Origin of the sequence: Frigoribacterium sp. Leaf172 (assembly GCF_001424285.1) — a bacterium.
Lineage (GTDB): Bacteria > Actinomycetota > Actinomycetes > Actinomycetales > Microbacteriaceae > Frigoribacterium.
On record NZ_LMPB01000001.1, the window covers coordinates 935,288 to 955,719 of the forward strand.

Here is a 20,432-nt window from a genome sequence, read left to right on the forward strand (position 1 = left end):
CCGACCGCTGAGGGGTCGGTCCCGGGTGTGCGGTCGTCAGGAGATGTGGGATGCCTCGTGCGGGCCGGCGCCGGCACGGCGTCGAGCGCGGCGCTCGGAGACGATGAAGGCGACGAGGAGGACGAGCCCGACCAGGATCATGGCGATGTTGCCGAGCTGGGCGACGGAGCTGAGGGTGCCGCCGGCTGGGTAGGTGCTCTGCATGAAGATGCTGGGGTCCGTGCTGGCGTGCAGCAGGATCGGCGCGAGGATCGTACGAGTCACGCGCAGTGCGAGATACATGCAGAATCCGAAGAAGAACGTGTAGAGCATCTGCAGCAGCGTGGGCAGGAGCGGCTGGCCGATGAAGAGGTTCGTCGCATGCAGCAAGGCGAAGAGAGCTGCCGAGACCAGACCGACGGCGATCTCGGAGCGACCCGAGGAGCGCATGATCCGGACGACGTATCCGCGGGTGAGGAGTTCCTCGGCGAAGCCGATGACGAGCCCGCCCAGCAGCCAGGCGGCCACCCATTCCAACCCGGCCGCGGAGTAGTCGATGCTCGCGAAGCGCATCACGTTGAACAGCAGCACGACCGTGATCGCGATCCACATCCAGCCGCCTCCGCGGATGGGCTGCCGGTCGAATGTGCTCCGCAGCCAACCGACGCTCGACCCGAAGCCGATCAGGATGAGGCCGCCGATGAGGATCGGCACGACGATGAGCACGAGGACGTAGCTCGCAGAGCCCGCGTCTCCGATGAGAGGCACGAACGGGGCCATGAGCAACGAGGCCGGCTCGTAGATCGCGAGGTAGCCGAGGGCGAGGATCAGTGCTCTCCACCACCGCCCGTGGTCCCAGAAGCGCGTCCACCCCGACCGTTGGACCATGCTGCTCATCGCCTGCCCCCCATGTCGAGATCAGTAGACCACAGGTGACGTCTCCTCGAGCCTCCACTCCTGCCGACAGCCGGACCGGCGCTCCGCTAGCCTCGCGGTGTGACGACGACTCCAGGGACCACCCGACCGGACAGCCGGGGTCGGACCGGTCTCGACCTGGTCGGCCGCGACCTCGATCGGAACCCCGACGTGGTCGTCCGTGACGTCGAGGTCACCTCGGACGGCTGGCACGTGCTACGGCGGACGACGTTCGACATCCGAGGCCGGGCCGGCTCGTGGACGACGCAGCAGCGTGAGACGTACGACCGGGGCAACGGCGCCGCCGTCCTCCCGTACGACCCGGATCGGGGGACCGTCCTGCTCACCCGGCAGTTCCGCTGGCCCGCCTACGTCAACGACCATCCCGACGGGATGCTCATCGAGGTCGCCGCCGGTCTGCTCGACGCCGACGACCCGGAGACCGCCGTCCGACGAGAGGCGCACGAGGAGCTCGGTGTGCGCCTCGGACCGCTCACCCACGTGGTCGACGCCTACATGAGCCCGGGTTCCGTGACCGAGCGGGTGCACTGCTACGCAGCACCGTACGGCCCCGCCGACCTGATCGACGCAGGCGGCGGTGTCGCCGACGAGGGCGAGGAGATCGAGGTGCTCGAGATGCCCCTGGGCGACGCGCTTCTGATGCTCGAGGACGGCCGGATCGTCGACGGCAAGACGATCCTGCTGCTGCAGTGGGCCGCACTGAACGATGTCCTGGGGAGCCGGACATGACGCTCACCGGGCTCGACAGCTGATCTGCACCGGGTGTCAGCTCGGCTCCTCCTGCCGGTGACGCGCGTCCGTGGTGGTGCGTGCTACGGGAGGGTGACGACGGCCTTGCCGCGGAGTGGGGACTTTCCGAGAGCGTCGAGTGCTGTCGCGGTCTCGGCGAACGGGTGGGTGGCGCCGACGACCGGTCGGATGACTCCGGCGTCGACGAGTGCTGCGATCTCGGCCAGCTGACCGCCGTCGGCGCGCATGAAGAGGAACTCGTACGAGACGCCGAGCTTCTTCGCCCGGGCCCGCACCGTGCGGCTGAGACCGGCGATCGCCAGGCGCAGGACCGGGTTCAGCCCGGCGGCCTTCGCGAAGGCGGGGGTGGGTGGGCCCTGGATGCCGATCGCGAGACCGCCGGGACGGAGCACCCGCAGCGATTTCGCGACGTTCTCGCCGCCGAGGCTGTCGAGGACGAGGTCGTAGCCGGTGAGCTCCTCCTCGAAGTCCTGGGTCCGGTAGTCGATGACGACGTCGGCGCCGAGATCGCGCACGAAGTCGGAGTTCGCCGAGGAGGCGGTGGTCGCGACGTGCGCTCCGAGGTGCTTCGCGAGCTGGATCGCGATCGTGCCGACGCCGCCGGCGCCCGCGTGGATCAGCACCTTCTGGCCGGGCCCGACGTTCCCGCGCTCGACGAGGGCCTGCCAGGCGGTCAGGGCGACGAGGGGGAGGGACGCCGCCTCGACGGTGCTGATCGTGGTCGGGGCGAGGGAGACGTCGGCTTCGTCGACGGCGATCCGCTCGGCGAAGGTGCCGATGCGGGGATCACGGGGTCGGGCGAAGACCTCGTCGCCGGGCTTCAGGCTGCGGACGGAGCCGCCGACCTCGATGACCGTCCCGGCGACGTCGTGGCCGAGGACGAGGGGCGCCTTGTAGGGGAGGATCAGCGTGAACTCGCCCTCGCGGATCTTCGCGTCGAGGTGGTTCAGGCCGGCTGCGGCGACCTCGATCAGGACGTCGTGGTCGCCGAAGGTCGGCTCAGGGACGTCGACCTCGTGCAGGGGCTGCTTGTAGGCGTCGAAGGCGAAGGCTCGCATGAGGGGATCTCCTGATGAACTGAGGCGGGTGGTGCCGAGGACGCCGCGGGCGCGTTGTATCCGACTGAGCTCAATACTGAGTTCACTCAAGAACTTTGTCAAGGCGCCGGCGCCGGGGGGCGGCGTGAGTTCCATCCCCGAGGTGCTCGCCGTCGCGCCCGACCGGCGGCGACGTCGTCGTCGACCTGTTCAGCAGGCGACCACGGGCTGCTCTGCTCCGGGTCTCAGAGGTGCTTCTCCATGCAGTAGCTCGTCGGGTCGTCCGCATACGTCCCGAAGCGGGGGATCTGCTCGTAGCCGAGCTTCTCGTACAGCGCGATCGCCGCGACCTGAGGCAGCCCGGTCTCGAGCTGCACCGTGGTGATGTCGGAGGCCCGTGCGTGCGCCTCGAGCGCCTCCAGGAGGCGCCGCCCGATGCCGAGCCCCCGGGCGGCGTCGGTGACGAACATCCTCTTGATCTCGGCCGAACCGTCGCCGCGGTCGACGAGGGCCGCCGTCCCCCTCGCGGCGCCGTCCTCGCGAGCGACGAAGAGCGAGACGTCGTCGGCCTCGAGGGCTGCGAGATCGAGTCCGTAGTAGCTCTCGGCCGGGTAGAGCGAGAGGGCGAACTCGTCGCCCTGGCGCAGCAGGGCGATGACGTCGTCGGACTGCGGGCTCTCGATGCGGATCGTGGGCATGAGTCATTCTAGGAACGGACCGGCCGGACGCCGACCGCCCGACATCACGGCGTCCCGAGGTCGACGGCTACGACAGAGCGCCGTCGCGACGCTCGGCCGGGACGCCGTTCACCTGCGCCCAGGCCAGCTCGAGCTGGGCGACGACCGCGCGCGGGATGACGACCGTGACCCTCTTGCCCCGCACCAGCGCCGTGATGGTGGTCTCCTGGCGATCCGTGACCCGCGACAGCACCTCGAATCCCGCGGGTTCGACCCGGGTCATCGACAGCGGCCCGGTCGATCGGGCGGGCGCGGAGCCCCACAGCAGATACCCCTCATGGGTCTCGGCCGCGTAGGCGACACCTCGGGCTGTCCACTCCGCACGAAAAGGCACACCGGAGTCTACTGGCACCGCCCCCGACCCGAGCCGGGCGTCCGGCGCGCCGACCGGGCGTCCGGCCCGCCGAGCCGCACCCGCCGCCCAGTGCCGCACTGCACGGCCCGGGCAGTTCACGTGCCTGAAACACGGGTTGCGTATCATCTCCAGGGTGAAACGCGTCTTCCAGCAGATCGATCCCCCCGCTCGTCTGTTGATGGGCCCCGGCCCGATCAACGCCGACCCGCGCGTGCTGCGCGCCATGTCCGCGCAGCTCGTCGGTCAGTACGACCCGGCGATGACCGCCTACATGGACGAGACCCAGGCCCTCTACCGCGAGGTCTTCCAGACGGCCAACGAGCAGACGGTCCTCGTCGACGGCACGTCGCGCGCCGGCATCGAGGCCGCGCTGGTGTCGCTGATCGAGCCGGGCGACCGCGTGCTGGTGCCGGTCTTCGGGCGCTTCGGGCACCTCCTGCGCGAGATCGCCGAGCGGTGCGGAGCCGAGGTGCACACGATCGAGGCGCCGTGGGGCCAGGTCTTCACGCTCGAGCAGATCACCGCCGCGATCGAGCGGGTCAGGCCCTCGCTGCTCGCCGTCGTGCACGGCGACACCTCGACCACCGTCGCCCAGCCGCTCGAGGGTCTCGGCGAGGTCTGCGCCGAGCACGGCGTGCTGTTCTACACCGACGTCACCGCGTCGATCACCGGCAACGCGTTCGCCACCGACGAGCTCGGCCTCGACGCCGTCACCGCCGGGCTGCAGAAGTGCCTCGGCGGCCCCTCCGGGTCGGCCCCCGCCACGTTCTCGCCGCGAGCGGTCGAGGCGATCCGCGCCCGGACGTCGGTCGAGGCCGGCATCCGCGGCGAGGGCGACGTCACGAGCAGCCGTCGCATCGCGTCGAACTACTTCGACCTCGCGATGATCTTCGACTACTGGGGCCCGCAGCGATTGAACCACCACACCGAGGCGACGACCATGCTCTACGGCGCCCGGGAGTGCGCCCGGCTGGTGGTCGACGAGGGTCTCGACCGCACGATCGCCCGGCACGCGCTGCACGGCTCGGCCATGCTCGCCGGGGTGCAGGGCCTCGGGCTCGAGGTCTTCGGCGACCTCGCGCACAAGATGAACAACGTCGTCGCCGTCGTGATCCCCGACGGGGTCGACGGCGACGCCGTGCGCGGCGCGATGCTGACCGACTTCGGCATCGAGATCGGCACCTCGTTCGGTCCGCTGCATGGCAAGGTGTGGCGCATCGGCACGATGGGCTACAACGCCCGCCGCGACACCGTGCTCACGACGCTGTCCGCCCTCGAGGCCGTGCTGCGGCGCGCCGGCGCCCCCGTCACGACGGGCGGCGGGGTGGGCGCCGCCTACGACGTCTACATCGACGCCGACCGCGCGGCGGCCGCGACGACAGGCGGCGCAGGAGGCGCGGCGTGAGCCCCGACGCGCTGACCGTGCTCGAGCGCTGCGACGTGCTCGCCGCCGTCTCGTCGAGCGGCACCGGCCTCACCCGCGTCTACCTCAGCCCCGAGCACGCCCGGGTCAACGAGCTCGCCGCGGGCTGGATGCAGCAGGCCGGCATGACGACGTGGCTCGACGCCGCCGGCAACCAGCGGGGCCGCTACGAGGGCGCGGAGCCCGGGGCGCCCGCGCTGCTCCTCGGCTCGCACCTCGACACGGTGCCCGACGCGGGCCGCTACGACGGCATGCTCGGCGTGCTGCTGGCGATCGCGGTCGTCGAGCGTCTGAACGTCGAGGGGGTGCGCCTGCCGTTCGCCGTCGAGGTCATCGCGTTCGGCGACGAGGAGGGCACGCGCTTCGGCACGGCCCTGCTCGGATCCCGGGCGGTCGCCGGCACGTGGGACGCCGACTGGTGGGGCCTGCTCGACGCGGAGGGCGTGAGTCTGCGCGACGCGTTCGTCGCCTTCGGGCTCGACCCCGAGGCCGTGGGCGACGCCGCGCCTCCTCGGGACTCCGTCATCGGGTACCTCGAGACGCACATCGAGCAGGGGCCCTACCTCGAGGAGGCCGACCGGGCGCTCGCCGTCGTGTCGTCGATCGCGGGGGCGCGCCGCTTCGAGCTGACGATGGAGGGCGTCGCCGGTCACGCCGGAGGGGTGCCGTTCCACCGACGGCACGACGCGCTCGCCGGCGCCGCCGAGGTGGTGCTCGCCGTCGAGCGGATCGCCCGCGAGGCCGGGTGCATCGCCACCGTCGGGCGTCTCGAGGCGTTCCCCGGTGGGGTCAACGTGATCCCCGGGCTGGTCGAGTTCAGCCTCGACCTGCGGGCCGAGCACGACGACCGGCGCGACGAGGTCTGGGCCGCCATCGAAGCCGCCGCGGCCACGACCTGCGCCGAGCGGGGGCTCGTCTTCACCGCCCACGAGACCCACTCGGCGCCCGCCGTCGTGGCCTCCCCCCGGCTCGCCGAGGCCGTCCGCGGGGGCATCGTCTCGACGGGTGACGTCGAACCGCTCACCCTCTTCTCGAAGGCGGGGCACGACGCCATGGCGATCGACGCCCTGACCGACTGGGCCATGCTCTTCGTCCGCTGCGGCAACGGCGGCATCAGCCACCACCCCGACGAGATCGTCGATGCGGCCGACGTCGCCGTCGCGCTCGACGCGTTCGAGGCGACCGTCCGCGAGCTGGCCGGGCCCGCACCGTCCTCCGTCGGCGCCACGTGAGCGACGACGGAGGCGCGGGTCGCGTCGACCCCGCCGCGCCCGCTCCCGAGGGCATCCGCGACCGCATCGACTCCGGCTACGGCGCTCTCAGTCCGCGCGAGCAGCGGGCGGCGGACTTCATCCTCGATCACCTCGACGATCTCGCGGTCTACACCGCGACCGAGATCGCCGAGCACAGCGGGGTGTCGAAGGCGACCGTCTCGCGGCTGTTCCGGCGCCTCGGGTTCACCGACGCGCAGGAGGTCCGCGACCAGGCGAGGGCGTCGCGGAGCCGCGGCGTCCCCGTCGGGCCGGCCGGCGCCTCCTCGGATCTCGTCCGCCACGCGGCCGCCGAGCACCGCAACCTGCAGCGCATGCTCGACGGACTCGCCGACGGCCGACTCGAGCAGGCCGCGAGCCTGATCGCCGGTGCGCGGCGCGTCGTCGTCGCGGGGTTCCGCAACAGCTATCCGGTCGCGTCGCACCTGCGGCAGCAGCTCGTGCAGGCGCGCGACGACGTGCGACTGGCGCCGCAGCCCGGGCAGTCCGTCGGCGAAGAGCTCGCCGGGCTGAGCGAGCGCGACGTGGTGGTGCTCGTCGGATTCCGCCGCCGCCCGGCGGGGTTCGCGGGCCTGCTCGGCGCGCTGGTCGAGCAGGGCGTCCCCGTCGTGCTGATCGGCGACGTGACGGCCCGGGCGACCGGGGTGCTGCGGCTCGAGTGCCCCGTCGACAGCGAGTCGCCGTTCGACAGCTACGCCGCGGCGATGAGTCTCGCGGCGCTGCTGGCCTCGGCCGTCCTCGCCGAGCACCCGCGCGCCGGGCGCACCCGCATCGGCGAGATCACGTCGCTCTACGCCGCCCTCGACGAGCTCGAGTAGACGGACGGATGTGCCGGTGCGAGTGGGCTGCCTCGCCCGGTCGTTTCCCCTAGGGTCGGAGGCATGGTGAGCAACGACGACGCCCCGGGCACCCGGCCGCCCAAGGCCGAAGTCCGCGAACGGCTGCTCGTCGCCGCCGCGCGGCTGTTCTCCACCGGCGGAGTGCACACCACCACGCTCGACCAGGTGGCCCGCGAGGCCGGCTTCAGCAAGGGCGCCGTCTACTCGAACTTCTCGTCGAAGGGCGACCTCGTCGTCGAGCTGCTGCGCCGCGAGACCGAGGGGGCGCTCCGGGCCCTCGACGACATGATGCTGCCCGGCACCGAGCTGACCTCGCTGCCCGACGCGGTCCGCCGCGCGTTCGAGCCGTACGGCCCGGGCACCGCCGAGGACTTCGCCCTCATGTCGGAGTTCCGATCGCAGGCGCTCGCCGACGAGCGCGTCATGGCGGTCTTCGTCGAGCAGCGCCGCGCGGTGCTCGAGAAGCTGCGCGGGCTGATCGACCAGGTCTTCGCCGGAGGCACGGTGCCGGTGACGGGGCTGTCGTCGGACACCCTCGCGCGCCTCCTGATCGATGTCGCCCTCGGCTCGGCGTTCGACTCGCCCGCGACGGGCGAGGTCTCGCCGGGCCAGGTCATGGGCGAGGTGATCGCGGCGCTGACGCGGAACGCGGCGGGCCCGTCGGCCTGACCTGCCGAAGCGCCTCCCGGTCTCAGTGGTCCGTGGCGGGCGGTCCCTTCCGGGGATGCCGGATCGTCGCGACCGTTCCGATGACGCAGACCACACCCAGGGCCGCCGTGGCGGCCAGCAGCAGACCGCCGCCGACGGATGCGCCTCCGCCCTGCACGATCCCGACGAGATCCTGGACCGCGAACGAGAGCCAGAACACCGCGGCTATGCCCCAGCCGACCGACGACCCCCGGAACGTCGGGCGGTGCAGCCGCAGCCGGCCCTTCTGCTGGTCCGCGTTCTCGTCCATGATCGCTCCCTCGCTGTCATCGGCCCTTTCACCGTACGTCGAGCATCACTCGGGTTCAACCCCGGGCTCGAGGGCGCATCAGCGAATCCCGGGCCCGTCGCCCGGCCGGTCACGAGTCCTTGACGCAGGCGCTGGTCGTCGCCATCATGCAGAAGCGATCGACGGCGACCGGCCGCCGGCACCCTCCGAGAGGCGGCCCCGATGCCCACCACGATCTTCGTCAACCTGGCCGTCGCCGACCTGCCCCGGTCGCGGGCCTTCTTCGAGGCGCTCGGCTACTCGATCAACGAGGGGTTCAGCGACGAGAACGCCGTGAGCGTCGTCATCAGCGACACGATCACCGCGATGCTGCTCACCCGCGGGTTCTTCGCGGAGTTCACGAGCAAGGCCATCATCGACGCCACCACGTCGACGGAGGTCCAGCTCGCCCTCAGCGCCGAGAGCAAGGAGGAGGTCGACGCGATCCACGACAAGGCCCTCGCGGCCGGCGCCACCCCCGCCGGCGAGCAGGACCACGGCTTCATGTACTCGAAGAGCTTCGACGACCTCGACGGCCACCACTGGGACTTCGTCTGGATGGACCCGGAGGCGGCGGCCGGCGGGGCGCCGGAGATGTCCCTCGACGAGATGCGGGCGAACACGACGCACAGCTGACGCCCGTACGGACCGCGTCAGCGCCCGTCGATCGTCCCGATCTCGGCATCCGATCCCGCGCCGGGGGTCAGCGCAGGGCGCGGACGAGCTTCGCGGCGAGGCGCACGGCGACGACGCTCGTGACGACCCACGGGCCGGCCACGAGCAGCGGGTCCATCCAGCGGTGGTGACGGTCGACGCGGGTGCGGTCGCGCGACGCGGCCCGCACCTCCTTCCTCGCCTCGGCCGTGATGCCGGTCTCGGTCAGCAGGTCGTCGGGCCGCCCGGTGACGAACGACCGCAGGTGCGCCCCCGTCGAGTCGACGCGGTCGCCGGCGACGAGCAGCAGCCAGTGCGCCAGGCGGCCTTCGCTGTAACGGTCGTAGGCGAAGCGGCGGATGACGCCCGACAGGCCGCGCAGCGGCTGGGCCGTGCCGAAGACCGGCGTCACGAAGGCGTGCTCGATCGACCGCTCGCGCCCCTCGCTGCCGGGCTGGCGCTCGGGGAACTCCCAGTGGGCTCCGGAGGCGCCGGGCGCGTACTGCAGCTTGGGGTGCGCCGGGCGGTCGGCCGGGTCGAGATCGGCGCCCCAGCCGGGGATCCGGGCTCGCAGCTCCTCGGCCGAGGGGTTGTCGCGGGGCTTGGAGGGGAGGTAGGCGAGGGGGATGTCGTCGTGGTCGCTCATGGTCTTCCTCTGCTGCTCGTGGGTGCTGCTGGTGTCATGACTGCTGGTGTCGAGGCGGTCGCCTGCGCGGGCGGGGTCAGGAGCCCGGCACCACGAGGGTCTTGATGTTGCCGTCGAGCTTCGCCGAGAAGAGGTGGTAGCCCTCGGCGATGTGCTCGAGCGGCACCCGGTGGGTGACGATGTCGCTCGGCGAGAAGTGGCCGGCGCGGATGTGCTCGAACAGGCGCGGCCACTGGCGCTTGACCGGGGCCTGGTTCATGCGGAGGGTCAGGCCCTTGTTCATGGCGTCGCCGAACTTGACGGCGCTGAAGATCGGGCCGTAGGCGCCCATGACCGAGACGGTGCCGCCCTTGCGGACGCCGTCGATGGCCCAGTTGAGGGCGATCGGCGAGCCGCCCTGGAGCTTGAACTTCGCGCTCGTGACGTGCTGGACGAGGTCGCCGTCGGCCTCCGCGCCCACCGCGTCGATGACGACGTCCGCGCCGAGATGGTCGGTCTGCTTCTTCAGCTCGACGACGATGTCGTCGTGCTCGGCGAAGTTCAGCGTCTCGGCGTGCGCGAAGGTGCGGGCCTTCTCGAGGCGGTACTCGAGGTGATCGACGACGATGACGCGGGCGGCGCCCATGAACCACGCCGACCGTGCGGCGAACAGGCCGACGGGGCCGGCTCCGAGCACGACGACCGTGTCGCCCTGGGCGATCTCGCCGAGCTGCGCGCCGAAGTAGCCGGTGCTGAGCGCGTCGGTCATCAGCAGGGCGTCCTCGTCGGCGATGTCGTCGGGGATGATGCTCGGGCCGACGTCCGCGAACGGCACGCGGACGTACTCGGCCTGGCCGCCGTCGTAGCCGCCCGTGGTGTGCGAGTAGCCGTAGATGCCGCCGACCGCGGTGGCGTTCGGGTTGACGTTGTGGCAGTTCGAGTACAGGCCGCGGGCGCAGAACCAGCACGAGCCGCAGTAGATGTTGAAGGGCACCATGACGCGGTCGCCCTTCTTCAGGGTCTCCACCGACGAGCCGACCTCCTCCACGACGCCGATGAACTCATGGCCGAACGTGTGACCGATCCGGGTGTCGGGCATGAGGCCGTGGTAGAGGTGCAGGTCGGAGCCGCAGATCGCCGCGAGCGTCACCCGGACGATCGCGTCGTTCGGATGCTCGATGCGCGGCACGTCCTTCTCCTCGACGCGCACCTTGTACGGGCCCCGGTAGGTCATGGCTCTCATCCGTCGTCTCCCTGTCTCGCGGGCCGACCCCGCGGGGTCGGGCGGCGCCGCACTCGCGCCATCCGTCCAGTCAACGTCGCCCTCCCTCGGGTGGGGCGAAGGCGCCGAGGGGACTTGCCGGGGGCTGCCGGGGCCGCTACCATCCGAGCCCGCTCGGGTCGGGGCCGGAGGCGCGGGTGAGGTCGCCGGTGGCCGTCCTCCGGGACGGCGACGGCGACGCGGGCCGGTGTCCGACGAGGGCGGCGAAGGCCCAGTAGTCCCTGGTGGTGTCGTAGTGGTGACGACAGTGCCGGCACGTCCACCGGACCGAGGGCGTCGCGCTCCCGGGCGTCCTGCCCGCGATCATCGAGCCGGTGCACTGGCAGCGTGGGCAGCTGCGCGTGGGAATCGTCATCGATGTCTCCTCATGCCGCGGTGTCGGTCGTGAGGTCGTTGTACTCCGTCGACGCCGGGGGACGCCACCCCTTGACACGGTGCTCCGACGGGCCCGGAGGATGGCGACGCGGAGTCCGTTCGTGGACTCCCCGACTGAGCGGGGTGGGGACGTGTCGAGAGGTCCGATCGTGAGGGCGATGGTCGTCTGCGGGCTGTCCGTGCTCCTCACAGCCGGTTGCGGGGCGACGATCCCCACCGATCCGGACGGCACGCTCGACAGGGCGAGAGGAGGCACGTTGAGGGTGGGCGCCACGGCGAACGGCTCGTGGGTCGATCTCCGCGAGGGGGAGGATCCCGCCGGCCGGGAGCCGGATCTCGTGAGATCGTTCGCGTCGACCCTCGATGCGGACGTGGCCTGGTCCTCCGGAAGCGAGGAGGCGCTGGTCGCCGGGCTGGAGGACGGCGACCTCGATCTCGTCATCGGCGGGCTCTCGGAGGACACCCCGTGGTCCGAGGAAGCGGGGATGACCCGTCCGTACACCGAGAGCATCGACGGACGAGGCGGGACGGTGAAGCACGTGATGCTGGTCCCGCTGGGGGAGAACGCCCTGCTGTTCGAGCTCGACTCCTTCCTGCTCGGTTCGGGCGACCCGCGATGAGGGACGCGACCCGGACGGCGAAGTTCGGCCATCCGCAGCTGCCCGACGAGCAACGGGACGCGTTGAGACGAGCCGTCAGGCTGGAGTGGGTCACGATCGGGGTGCTCACCGTGACCGCGACGCTGATGTTCCTGGTGCTCGGCAGCTCGCAGGCGATGCGGGTGGCCTGGATCGAGGACCTGCTCTCGTTCCTGCCGCCGATCGCGTTCCTGATGGCCACTCGAGTGATCCGGCGTCCGCCCACACGCGATCATCCCTATGGTCTTCATCGAGCCACGGGGATCGCCCATCTCGTCGCGGCGGTCGCACTGCTGGTGATGGGCGCCTACCTGATCGTCGATTCGGGATTCAAGCTCGTCATCGCGGAGCATCCGACCATCGGCGGGATCGAGGTGCTCGGACGGACGGTGTGGCTCGGCTGGCTGATGGTCGCGACGCTCGCGGTGACCTCCGTCGCCCCGGTGATCCTGGGCCGCGCCAAGCTGACGCTGTCCGAGACGCTGCACGACAAGGTGCTGTACGCCGACGCCGACATGAACAAGGCCGACTGGATGACCGGAGCCGCCGCGATCGCGGGGATCGTCGGGATCGGCGTGGGGTGGTGGTGGGCGGACTCCGTCGCGGCGCTGCTGATCTCGGTGAGCATCCTGCACGACGGCCTGCGGAACCTGAGGGGCGCCGTCGCGGGTCTGATGGACCGACGGGCGAGGACCTACGACGACGAGGCCCCCCACCCTCTGACCGATCGCATCGACGAGCATCTGACCGCGCTGCCCTGGGTCGAGGAGGCGAGGTCCCGGGTGCGCGAGCTCGGGCACGTGTTCCATGTCGAGTCGTTCGTCGTCCCGCGAGAGGGCATGACGCCGTCCCTCGAGGATCTGGAGGCGGCCCGCTCCGAGTGCGTCGACATGGACTGGAAGGTGCAGGACATGGTGATCGTGCCGACAGCCGGGCTCCCCTCCGGGTTCCTGCCGGGTCTCAGCACCTCCGGCCAGGACCACTGAGGCCCCACGCCATCGACCGGGCCGCCGCCTGCGCGTGCGACCTCGGCGGCGATCGCCGTGTTGGCTGGGGCGATGCAGACGTTCCTGCCGTACTCCGACTTCCGCCTCAGCGCCGAGGTGCTCGACGACCGCCGCCTCGGCAAGCAGCGGGTCGAGACGCTGCAGGTCATGCGCGCCCTGACGGTTCCGGGCTACGGCTGGCAGCGGCATCCCGTGACGGCCATGTGGCGCGGCCATCGGCCCGCCCTCATGGCGTATCAGGCGGAGACCTGCGCGGTGTGGGTCGCGCGCGGCTTCGCGGACACCTGCCTGGAGAAGACGCTGCTCGCCCTCGACGCGGTGCCCGAGGATGCCGACGCCTACCGCCGCGGCGACATCGTGCCGCCGTCGTGGCTCGGCCGCGAGGACGTGCACCGGTCGCACCGCTCCAAGCTCCTCGCCAAGGCGCCCGAGTTCTACGCCGAGGTCTTCGGAGGCGACCCCGCCGATCTCGAGTACGTCTGGCCCGTGCCGACCGCGGGCGGCGTCTGAGGCGTCGGCGACGAGCCGGACGACGGCCGCGCCTCCTGCCCGGCTCAGACCCCGTCGACCGGCACCTGCAGCGAGCTGCCCCGCACGATCAGGCGGGGTGGCAGCACGACCGTCTCGTGGCGGTGGGTCTCCGGGTTCTCCAGCTCGTCGCGCAGCAGGCGCATCGCCTGGCCGCCCATCTCGACGCCCGGTTGCCCCACCGTCGTCAGGGGCAGGGTCGTGCCCTGCGCGAAGTGGTTGTCGTCGTAGCCGGTGATCGACAGGTCGTCGGGGATGCCGACACCGCCGAGCAGCAGCGACTGGACGATGCCCGAGGCGAGGGCGTCGGAGGCGGCGACGATGCCGTCGGGTCGCGCCGAGGGCTCGTGCGCGACCAGGTCGCGCCCGACGGCCAGCCCGGCCCGGACGGTGAGCGCCGCGGTGGTGATCAGCCCCAGCGGCGCCCCGGCCTCTCGGGTCGCCGCGGAGGCGCCTTCGAACCGGTGACGGACGGCTGTCAGATCCAGAGGACCTCCGACGAAGACGATCCGTCGGCGTCCCTGGTCGAGGAGGTGCTGCGCGGCCAGGCGACCGCCGAGCACCTCGTCGACGACCACGCCGCAGCTCTCGTCGGGCTCACCCGGCCAGTTGACGTGCACCACACGCAGACCGCGCCGGCGCAGACGTCGTGCCTCGTCGAGCGGACCGTCGAACGGGGCGAGGACGATGCCGGCCGCCTGCGCCTGCTCGAACAGCTTCAGATAGCCGGTCTGCTTGTCGAGATCGACGTCGGAGTTGCCGAGCAGCACCGACTGCCGGCTGAGGTCGGCCTCGCGCTCGACGCCGCGAGCGATGTCCAGGAAGTACGAGTTCCCGAGGTCGACCGCGACGAAACCGACGAGGGTGCCGCGACCCGCGGCGAGCGTCCGGGCCGAGGTGTTCGGCGTGAAGCCGAGCGAGGCGATGGCGTCCTCGACCCGGAGCCTCGTCGCCGGCTTCACCCTCGCCGGGGTGTTGACGACGTTCGAGACCGTCCCCAGCGAGACGCCCGCGAGCCGTGCCACGTCGGCCATGACGGGCGGTCGTCGAGGTGAGGAGGGCGTCGAGGTGGTCATCGTGGCGCCGAGCTTAGCTCGCGACCGCTCTCGATCGGGTATTGACAAGCCCCATCCGATGAGTTGATTATGAAGCGCTTCAACTTTTCTGAGGCACCACCATTCAAGGAGGAATGATGCCCCGCACCGCTCGCCGTGTCGCCGCTCTCACCGTCGCCGGCCTTTCGATCGCCGCCCTCACCGCGTGCTCCGGTGGGGGAGCGGGTCAGGCCGCCACCGAGTTCACCGTCCTCGGCAACGTCGAGAACGAGGTCGTCCCTGCAACGCTTCAGACCCTGGCCGACGGCGCCTGCGCGACCGAGGACGAGGCCATGCCGCTGAAGATCGAGACCGTTCCCCAGACCAACCTCAACCAGCAGGTCCAGCTCCTCGCCGGTCAGGGCGGTCTGCCCGTCATGTACGCCGTCGACACGAACGAGCTCGTGCAGCAGCTCGACGACGCCGGCTTCGTCGCGCACTTCGACGAGCTCTTCGACGAGCTGGGGGTGGCCGACTCGATCGAGCCCGCCGCCCGGTCGACCGTCGAGTCGCTCTACGACGGCGAGTTCCTCGTGCTGCCGACCGAATACAACATCGAGGGCATCTGGTACAACAAGGACCAGTTCGCCGAGAACGACGTCGAGGTGCCCGAGAGCTGGGACGACGTGGTCGCCGCGGCCGCCACCTTCCAGGACGCCGGGCTCACGCCGTTCGCCGCCAGCGGCGAGCAGGGCTGGCCTCTGACGCGCCTCGTCGGCAATCTCATCGAGCGCGAGCTCGGCCCCGACGCCCTGCAGGCCGTCGCCGACGGCGACGCCTCGCTGACCGATCCCGAGTACGTGGCCGCGGCCCAGCAGATCGTCGACCTCGGCGCCGAGGGCTACTTCGGCGAGGGCGTCGGCTCGATCGACTACGACACCTCGATCAACGAGTTCCTCAACGGCAGCTCGCCCATGCTCTACATGGGCAGCTGGGTGCTGAGCAACTTCGCCGACGACACGGCCAACCAGATCGGCGAGGACGCCATCGGCTATCTGCCGTTCCCCGACGTCGAGGGCGGCCAGGGCGACAGCAGCGAGCTCGTCGCGAACGTCGGACTGCCCTTCACGATCAACCCGAGTGCGCTGAACGACGACAGCAAGGCGTGGGTCGCCTGCATCGCCGAGAACTACGGACAGGTCGCCCTCGAAGACAGCAGCCGCATCTCGGGCTTCACGGTGTCGGGCGACGCGGCGGGGAACGCCCTGACGACGGAGGTGCGTGACCGCATCTCCGAGACCGACACGACCATCCCGTGGTTCGAGGCGTACTTCAGCACGCAGGCGACGACCACCTCGCAGCAGAACGCCGCGCAGCTCGTCACGGGCGCCATCACGGCGGAGGAGTTCATGACGCTCGTCCAGGGCGATCTGGGCTAGAGCCTCCCGCGAGGGGGCGGGGCGGCGACGAACGCGACCCCGCCCCTCCGCCCCGCCCCCGCGCCATCCGCCCCTCGCGACCCGTACTCGCGACCCCCTCGCCCCGACCGTCCGTTCGCACCGAAGGCCCCTCATGAACCCCCTGCTCGGCGACCGGCGCGCGACCCTGATCCTCATCGGGCCCGCGCTGCTCATCTACTCCGTCGTGATGCTCGTCCCGATCATCGTGTCGTTCGGCTACACCCTCACCAGCGGCAACGCGATCACCGGGTTCACCTTCTCCGGGCTCGAGAACTACCAGCGCCTCGTGACCGACACCCGGGTGCGCGACGCGCTGCTGCTCACCGTCCGCTACGCCGTCCTCATGACCGTCCTGCAGGTCGGCTTCGGCTACCTGCTGTCGCTCCTCTACGTCTTCGTGCTCCGCAGGTGGTCGAGCGCCGTCCGCACCCTGGTCTTCTTCCCGGTCGTGCTGCCGACCGTCGCGGTGGCGCTGCTGTTCCAGCAGATGTTCGCCATCGCGCCCCAGAACGGCCTCGTCAACACCGCCCTCGAGGCGATCGGCCTGTCGTCCGTCGACTGGTTCGGCGACGGAGGCACGGCGTTCCTCGTGATCATCGTGATGGACGTCTGGCGGTCGATGGGCTTCTACGGCGTCCTCCTCTACGCGGGCCTGCTCGACATCCCCGAAGAGGTCTTCGAGTCGGCCCGCATCGACGGCGCGTCGGGCTTCGGCCTGGTCCGATGGATCGTCCTGCCCCTGTCGCTGCCCGTGCTGATCTCGTCGCTGATCTTCTCGGTCAACGGCACGCTGAAGGTCTTCGACAGCATCCTCGCCCTCACCAACGGCGGCCCGGGGACGTCGACGAGTCCGCTGACGATCTACATGTTCGACACGTCGTTCCGCTTCGGGCAGTACGGCTACGGCAGCACGGTCGCGTTCCTCCTCACGATCGTGTCCCTGCTCGTGACCGTCTTCATCTTCCGCGCGAACCGCCGCGACCTCACGAAGGACTGACCGATGACCTCCGTCGACACCACCGTCCCCGTCCCGTCCGCCGTCGCCTCCGCTCCGAGACCGCGTCGCCGTCTCGCGCCCCGGCGCCGCCTCGGGCAGATCGTCAGCGGCGTGCTCGTCGCGCTCCTCCTGGTCATCGTGGTCGGACCGCTCGTCTGGATGGTGCTCGGTTCGTTCAAGACGCAGACCGAGTTCCTCGAGCAGCCCGTCTGGGCGCTGCCGCAGCAGTGGAACCTCGACAACTACGTCTTCGCCTGGACGCAGGGGAACTTCGCCCAGTACGCGTCGAACTCGGTGCTGACGGTCTTCCCGTCGCTGCTGCTCGTGCTGCTGTTCGGCTCGATGGCGGGCTTCGCACTCGAGGTGCTGGTCTGGAAGGGTCGGGGCGCGATCCTCATCACGTTCCTGGCCGGCATCATGGTGCCGACGCAGATGATCCTGCTGCCGCTGTTCGCCGCCTACTTCCGACTCGGCCTGACGGGCACGCTCTGGCCCCTGCTGATCACCTACACGGCGACGAGCCTGCCGTTGGCGGTCTTCCTCATGGCGACGTTCTTCCGGGCCGTCCCGCGCGAGATCTTCGAGGCAGCCACCCTCGACGGCGCCGGACTCATCCGCTCGTTCTTCCTCGTCGGGCTCCCGATGGTGCGCAACGCGCTCTTCACGGTCGGTCTCGTGCAGTTCTTCATGCTCTGGAACGACCTGCTCATCGCCCTCACCTTCACGAACTCCGGCTCGCTCCGCACGCTGCAGGTCGGACTGCTGAACTTCACCGGACAGTTCGGCTCGGTGCAGTACGGGCCGCTCTTCGCCGCCATCTGCCTCAACGTCGTGGCGATCCTCGTCATCTATCTGTTCCTCAACAAGCAGGTCCAGAAGGGCCTGACGGCCGGCGCGGTGAAGGGCTGATGATGAGCGCGACGGTCATCGACCTCCGGATCGAGCACGGCGGGCCGGCCCTCGGCCTCGGCACGCCGCGGCCCCGCCTCTCGTGGCGTCTCGACGGGCCCTCGGGCTGGCGGCAGTCCTCGGTCGAGATCGCCCTCGAGACCCGCTCGGGCGCGACCCGGACGTCCGTCCTCGAGACCGACGAGCAGGTGCTGGTCGCCTGGCCCTTCGCCGACCTCGGCTCGCGCGAGCGCGTCCTGGTGCGGGTGCGGGTCACCGGCGTCGACGGCTCCGTCTCGCCCTGGAGCGACCCGACGCCCGTCGAGACGGGGCTGCTGCTGCCGACCGACTGGCAGGCCCGTCCCGTGGGCGGCGCCTGGGGCGAGGCGCCCGGCACCGATCGCCGTCCGTCCCGTGTGCGCCGAGGGTTCCGGCTCGACGCCCCCGTCGCCGCCGCCCGCCTCTACGCGTCGGCCCACGGCGTCTTCGAGGCCGAGATCAACGGCGCACGGGTCGGCGATGACGAGCTCTCGCCGGGCTGGACCTCGTACGGGTCCCGACTCCGCTACCGCACCCACGACGTCACCGAACTGCTCGTCGAGGGCGACAACGTCATCGGCGCCTGGCTCGGCGACGGCTGGTACCGCGGTCGCCTCGGCTTCAACGGCGGCTACCACGACCTCTACGGCACCGATCTCTCGTTCATCGCGCAACTCGAGGTCGACCTCGTCGACGGGAGGCGCGTGGTCGTCGCCACGGACGACCGGTGGGAGGCGCGGGTCAGCCCGATCTCGTTCAGCGGGCTCTACGACGGCGAGCGTCATGACCTCCGGCTCGACGACGACGCCTGGTCGATCGCGGGCGCCGACCTCGACGGCTGGACGCCGGTCACGGTGGCCGGACGCGACCCCGCCACGCTCGTCGCGCCGGAGCAGCCGCCGGTGCGGTGCACCGAGGAGGTCCGGCCGGTCGAGCACTGGAGGACCCCGCGCGGCACCGTCGTGCTCGACTTCGGGCAGAACCTCGTCGGGCGCCTCCGCATCACGGTCGACGGCGAGGCCGGACGCGAGATCACCCTGCATCACGCCGAGGTGGTCCAGGACGGCGAGCTCTACCGACGCACCCTGCGCCTGGCCGCGGCGGAGGACGTCGTGACCCTCCGCGGCGACGGCCCGGTCACGTGGGAGCCGCGGTTCACCGTGCACGGCTTCCGCTACGCCGAGATCACCGGCTGGCCGGGCGACTTCGACCCCGCGGCCGTCGTCGCCCGTGTGCTCCACACCGACATGGAGCGGACCGGCTGGTTCGAGAGCTCCGACACGGGCCTGAACCGCCTCCACGAGAACGTCCTCTGGAGCACCCGAGGCAACTTCGTCGACATCCCCACCGACTGCCCGCAGCGCGACGAGCGTCTGGGCTGGACGGGTGACATCCAGGTGTTCGCGCCCACCGCCTCCTTCCTGTTCGACTGCTCGGGGATGCTCGGCTCGTGGCTGCAGGACCTCGCCATCGACCAGCTGCCCGACGGCACCGTGCCGTGGTTCGTGCCGCGGATCCCCGGCGGTCCGTCGTGGGAGCCGATCGAGCCGGGAGCGGTCTGGGGCGACGCCGCCGTGCTGACGCCGTGGACGCTGTACGAGCGGTTCGGCGACGCGGGCGTGCTGGCCCGGCAGTGGGACTCGGCGAAGGCCTGGGTCGACCTGATCCTCGAGCGGGCGGGGGAGGACCGCGTCTGGGACGAGGGCTTCCAGCTGGGCGACTGGCTCGATCCGGCGGCCCCGCCCGACGATCCGGCCGACGCGCTCACCGATCGTCACCTCGTCGCCACGGCCTACCTCCACTGGTCGACCCGGCACCTGGCGTTGACCGCGGAGGTGCTCGGGCGCGACGACGACGCCACCCGGTACGGCGCGATCGCCGACGAGGTGCGCGCGGCCTTCGTGGGCCGGTACACCGACGGCCGGGGCCGGACGACGAGCGACGCCCAGACGGCCTACGGTCTCGCCGTGGAGTTCGGTCTGATCGAGGGCGAGGAGGCGCGGGCCGGCGGAGACCGTCTCGCCCAGCTGGTGGCCGAGGCCGGCAACCGCATCGCCACGGGCTTCGCGGGAACGCCCGTCGTGGCACCCGCGCTCACCCGCACCGGACACGTCGACCGCGCTTACGACCTGGTGCTCGAACGGTCGTGCCCGTCGTGGCTGTACACCGTCGACATGGGCGGCACGACGATCTGGGAGCGCTGGGACAGCATGCTGCCCGACGGCACCGTCAACCCCGGCGAGATGACGAGCTTCAACCACTACGCCCTCGGCGCCGTGGCCGACTGGCTGCACTCGACGGTCGCCGGACTCGCGCCGGCGGCGCCGGGATGGCGCCGGGTGCGGTTCGCGCCGCGTCCCGGCGGCGGTCTCACGCACGCGTCGGGCCGGCACCTGTCGCCGTACGGGGAGATCTCGTCCGAGTGGCGGATCGACCGGGGAGCGTTCCTCCTGACGGTCGCGCTCCCGGTCGGTACCAGCGGATCGGTCTGGCTGCCCGACGGCACGACCGTCGAGGTCCGGCACGGCCGGCACGAGTTCCGCTGCGAGCTGCCGACGGCGGCGGGGGAGGCGGCGGGCTAGCCGCCCTCCCCGCCCTCGAG

At 71.2% G+C, this 20,432-nt stretch carries 21 protein-coding genes; 13 read left to right on the forward strand and 8 right to left on the reverse strand.

The window, feature by feature from the left end:
* Window positions 1-36 precede the first annotated feature (36 nt).
* The gene (locus tag ASF89_RS04520) at window positions 37-876 is read right to left on the reverse strand and encodes a CPBP family intramembrane glutamic endopeptidase (protein ID WP_082489776.1); all 840 of its coding nucleotides are present in this window, start codon (window positions 874-876) and stop codon (window positions 37-39) included.
* Window positions 877-975: 99 nt separating this feature from the next.
* Here ASF89_RS04520 and ASF89_RS04525 point away from each other — a divergent pair, with 99 nt between their 5' ends.
* On the forward strand, window positions 976-1,644 hold the full coding sequence (locus tag ASF89_RS04525) for an NUDIX domain-containing protein (RefSeq protein WP_055812375.1): 669 nt from the start codon (window positions 976-978) through the stop codon (window positions 1,642-1,644).
* 83 nt (window positions 1,645-1,727) lie between these two features.
* Here the strand turns inward: ASF89_RS04525 and ASF89_RS04530 are convergent, their stop codons facing one another.
* From ASF89_RS04530 to ASF89_RS15620, 3 genes are all read right to left on the reverse strand, one after another.
* On the reverse strand, window positions 1,728-2,723 hold the full coding sequence (locus ASF89_RS04530; protein ID WP_055812378.1) for an NADP-dependent oxidoreductase: 996 nt from the start codon (window positions 2,721-2,723) through the stop codon (window positions 1,728-1,730).
* A gap of 224 nt (window positions 2,724-2,947) precedes the next feature.
* Window positions 2,948-3,400, reverse strand: coding sequence for a GNAT family N-acetyltransferase (locus tag ASF89_RS04535; protein WP_055812381.1), 453 nt, complete (start codon window positions 3,398-3,400; stop codon window positions 2,948-2,950).
* Between the two features lie 67 nt (window positions 3,401-3,467).
* Window positions 3,468-3,773, reverse strand: a complete 306-nt coding sequence (locus ASF89_RS15620) for a hypothetical protein (RefSeq protein ID WP_156357235.1) — start codon at window positions 3,771-3,773, stop codon at window positions 3,468-3,470.
* 199 nt (window positions 3,774-3,972) lie between these two features.
* On the opposite strand from ASF89_RS15620, the gene ASF89_RS04545 reads away from it, so the two are divergent.
* From ASF89_RS04545 to ASF89_RS04560, 4 genes are all read left to right on the forward strand, one after another.
* Window positions 3,973-5,199, forward strand: a complete 1,227-nt coding sequence (locus tag ASF89_RS04545; protein ID WP_082489777.1) for an alanine--glyoxylate aminotransferase family protein — start codon at window positions 3,973-3,975, stop codon at window positions 5,197-5,199.
* The gene (locus tag ASF89_RS04550) at window positions 5,196-6,449 is read left to right on the forward strand and encodes an allantoate amidohydrolase (RefSeq protein WP_055812388.1); all 1,254 of its coding nucleotides are present in this window, start codon (window positions 5,196-5,198) and stop codon (window positions 6,447-6,449) included. The genes ASF89_RS04545 and ASF89_RS04550 overlap by 4 nt, the downstream gene beginning before the upstream one ends.
* Window positions 6,446-7,306, forward strand: a complete 861-nt coding sequence (locus tag ASF89_RS04555; protein WP_235476268.1) for a MurR/RpiR family transcriptional regulator — start codon at window positions 6,446-6,448, stop codon at window positions 7,304-7,306. Before ASF89_RS04550 ends, ASF89_RS04555 begins: the two co-directional genes overlap by 4 nt.
* Before the next feature lie 63 nt (window positions 7,307-7,369).
* Window positions 7,370-7,996 carry a TetR/AcrR family transcriptional regulator gene (locus ASF89_RS04560; protein WP_055794157.1) on the forward strand — a complete coding sequence of 209 codons (627 nt, stop codon included), beginning with the start codon at window positions 7,370-7,372 and terminating at the stop codon, window positions 7,994-7,996.
* Between the two features lie 22 nt (window positions 7,997-8,018).
* Here the strand turns inward: ASF89_RS04560 and ASF89_RS04565 are convergent, their stop codons facing one another.
* The gene (locus ASF89_RS04565) at window positions 8,019-8,285 is read right to left on the reverse strand and encodes a hypothetical protein (RefSeq protein ID WP_055812390.1); all 267 of its coding nucleotides are present in this window, start codon (window positions 8,283-8,285) and stop codon (window positions 8,019-8,021) included.
* Between the two features lie 201 nt (window positions 8,286-8,486).
* On the opposite strand from ASF89_RS04565, the gene ASF89_RS04570 reads away from it, so the two are divergent.
* Window positions 8,487-8,939, forward strand: a complete 453-nt coding sequence (locus ASF89_RS04570; protein ID WP_082489778.1) for a VOC family protein — start codon at window positions 8,487-8,489, stop codon at window positions 8,937-8,939.
* Window positions 8,940-9,006: 67 nt separating this feature from the next.
* Here ASF89_RS04570 and ASF89_RS04575 read toward each other — a convergent pair whose 3' ends face one another.
* Together ASF89_RS04575 and ASF89_RS04580 are read right to left on the reverse strand one after the other, a co-directional pair.
* Window positions 9,007-9,603, reverse strand: coding sequence for a hypothetical protein (locus ASF89_RS04575; RefSeq protein WP_082489779.1), 597 nt, complete (start codon window positions 9,601-9,603; stop codon window positions 9,007-9,009).
* A 76-nt stretch (window positions 9,604-9,679) separates the two neighbouring features.
* Window positions 9,680-10,825 carry a zinc-dependent alcohol dehydrogenase gene (locus ASF89_RS04580; RefSeq protein WP_055812393.1) on the reverse strand — a complete coding sequence of 382 codons (1,146 nt, stop codon included), beginning with the start codon at window positions 10,823-10,825 and terminating at the stop codon, window positions 9,680-9,682.
* A gap of 572 nt (window positions 10,826-11,397) precedes the next feature.
* Between ASF89_RS04580 and ASF89_RS04590 the strand changes: the two genes are divergently transcribed.
* The 3 genes from ASF89_RS04590 (at window position 11,398) to ASF89_RS04600 (ending at window position 13,394) form a co-directional block, all read left to right on the forward strand.
* Window positions 11,398-11,859: a hypothetical protein gene (locus tag ASF89_RS04590; RefSeq protein ID WP_055812397.1), complete on the forward strand. Its 462-nt coding sequence runs from the start codon at window positions 11,398-11,400 to the stop codon at window positions 11,857-11,859.
* On the forward strand, window positions 11,856-12,863 hold the full coding sequence (locus ASF89_RS04595; protein ID WP_055812398.1) for a cation diffusion facilitator family transporter: 1,008 nt from the start codon (window positions 11,856-11,858) through the stop codon (window positions 12,861-12,863). The genes ASF89_RS04590 and ASF89_RS04595 overlap by 4 nt, the downstream gene beginning before the upstream one ends.
* A 72-nt stretch (window positions 12,864-12,935) precedes the next feature.
* Window positions 12,936-13,394, forward strand: a complete 459-nt coding sequence (locus tag ASF89_RS04600) for an MSMEG_6728 family protein (RefSeq protein ID WP_055812400.1) — start codon at window positions 12,936-12,938, stop codon at window positions 13,392-13,394.
* Between the two features lie 44 nt (window positions 13,395-13,438).
* On the opposite strand, the gene ASF89_RS04605 is transcribed toward ASF89_RS04600, so the two are convergent.
* Window positions 13,439-14,488, reverse strand: coding sequence for a LacI family DNA-binding transcriptional regulator (locus ASF89_RS04605; RefSeq protein WP_055812401.1), 1,050 nt, complete (start codon window positions 14,486-14,488; stop codon window positions 13,439-13,441).
* A 116-nt stretch (window positions 14,489-14,604) separates the two neighbouring features.
* On the opposite strand from ASF89_RS04605, the gene ASF89_RS04610 reads away from it, so the two are divergent.
* The 4 genes from ASF89_RS04610 (at window position 14,605) to ASF89_RS04625 (ending at window position 20,412) form a co-directional block, all read left to right on the forward strand.
* Window positions 14,605-15,885, forward strand: a complete 1,281-nt coding sequence (locus tag ASF89_RS04610; RefSeq protein WP_156463310.1) for an ABC transporter substrate-binding protein — start codon at window positions 14,605-14,607, stop codon at window positions 15,883-15,885.
* A 133-nt stretch (window positions 15,886-16,018) separates the two neighbouring features.
* Window positions 16,019-16,903 (forward strand): carbohydrate ABC transporter permease, encoded by an 885-nt coding sequence (locus tag ASF89_RS04615; protein WP_055812406.1) that lies wholly within the window; start codon window positions 16,019-16,021, stop codon window positions 16,901-16,903.
* A 3-nt stretch (window positions 16,904-16,906) separates the two neighbouring features.
* Entirely contained in the window at window positions 16,907-17,812 is a 906-nt protein-coding gene (locus ASF89_RS04620; RefSeq protein ID WP_055794178.1) for a carbohydrate ABC transporter permease, read from the forward strand.
* A gap of 2 nt (window positions 17,813-17,814) precedes the next feature.
* The gene (locus ASF89_RS04625; protein WP_055813106.1) at window positions 17,815-20,412 is read left to right on the forward strand and encodes a glycoside hydrolase family 78 protein; all 2,598 of its coding nucleotides are present in this window, start codon (window positions 17,815-17,817) and stop codon (window positions 20,410-20,412) included.
* The last annotated feature ends 20 nt before the right edge of the window (window positions 20,413-20,432 follow it).

Bases quoted from the DNA above. Each gene is read 5' to 3' on its own strand.
- ASF89_RS04565 (WP_055812390.1), bottom strand. From the start codon at position 8,285: ATGGACGAGAACGCGGACCAGCAGAAGGGCCGGCTGCGGCTGCACCGC.
- ASF89_RS04605 (WP_055812401.1), bottom strand. From the start codon at position 14,488: ATGACCACCTCGACGCCCTCCTCACCTCGACGACCGCCCGTCATGGCC.
- ASF89_RS04530 (WP_055812378.1), bottom strand. From the start codon at position 2,723: ATGCGAGCCTTCGCCTTCGACGCCTACAAGCAGCCCCTGCACGAGGTC.
- ASF89_RS04575 (WP_082489779.1), bottom strand. From the start codon at position 9,603: ATGAGCGACCACGACGACATCCCCCTCGCCTACCTCCCCTCCAAGCCC.
- ASF89_RS04590 (WP_055812397.1), top strand. From the start codon at position 11,398: ATGGTCGTCTGCGGGCTGTCCGTGCTCCTCACAGCCGGTTGCGGGGCG.
- ASF89_RS04615 (WP_055812406.1), top strand. From the start codon at position 16,019: ATGAACCCCCTGCTCGGCGACCGGCGCGCGACCCTGATCCTCATCGGG.
- ASF89_RS04620 (WP_055794178.1), top strand. From the start codon at position 16,907: ATGACCTCCGTCGACACCACCGTCCCCGTCCCGTCCGCCGTCGCCTCC.
- ASF89_RS04610 (WP_156463310.1), top strand. From the start codon at position 14,605: ATGCCCCGCACCGCTCGCCGTGTCGCCGCTCTCACCGTCGCCGGCCTT.
- ASF89_RS04545 (WP_082489777.1), top strand. From the start codon at position 3,973: ATGGGCCCCGGCCCGATCAACGCCGACCCGCGCGTGCTGCGCGCCATG.
- ASF89_RS04560 (WP_055794157.1), top strand. From the start codon at position 7,370: ATGGTGAGCAACGACGACGCCCCGGGCACCCGGCCGCCCAAGGCCGAA.
- ASF89_RS04580 (WP_055812393.1), bottom strand. From the start codon at position 10,825: ATGAGAGCCATGACCTACCGGGGCCCGTACAAGGTGCGCGTCGAGGAG.
- ASF89_RS04520 (WP_082489776.1), bottom strand. From the start codon at position 876: ATGAGCAGCATGGTCCAACGGTCGGGGTGGACGCGCTTCTGGGACCAC.
- ASF89_RS04625 (WP_055813106.1), top strand. From the start codon at position 17,815: ATGAGCGCGACGGTCATCGACCTCCGGATCGAGCACGGCGGGCCGGCC.
- ASF89_RS04595 (WP_055812398.1), top strand. From the start codon at position 11,856: ATGAGGGACGCGACCCGGACGGCGAAGTTCGGCCATCCGCAGCTGCCC.
- ASF89_RS04600 (WP_055812400.1), top strand. From the start codon at position 12,936: ATGCAGACGTTCCTGCCGTACTCCGACTTCCGCCTCAGCGCCGAGGTG.
- ASF89_RS04570 (WP_082489778.1), top strand. From the start codon at position 8,487: ATGCCCACCACGATCTTCGTCAACCTGGCCGTCGCCGACCTGCCCCGG.
- ASF89_RS04535 (WP_055812381.1), bottom strand. From the start codon at position 3,400: ATGCCCACGATCCGCATCGAGAGCCCGCAGTCCGACGACGTCATCGCC.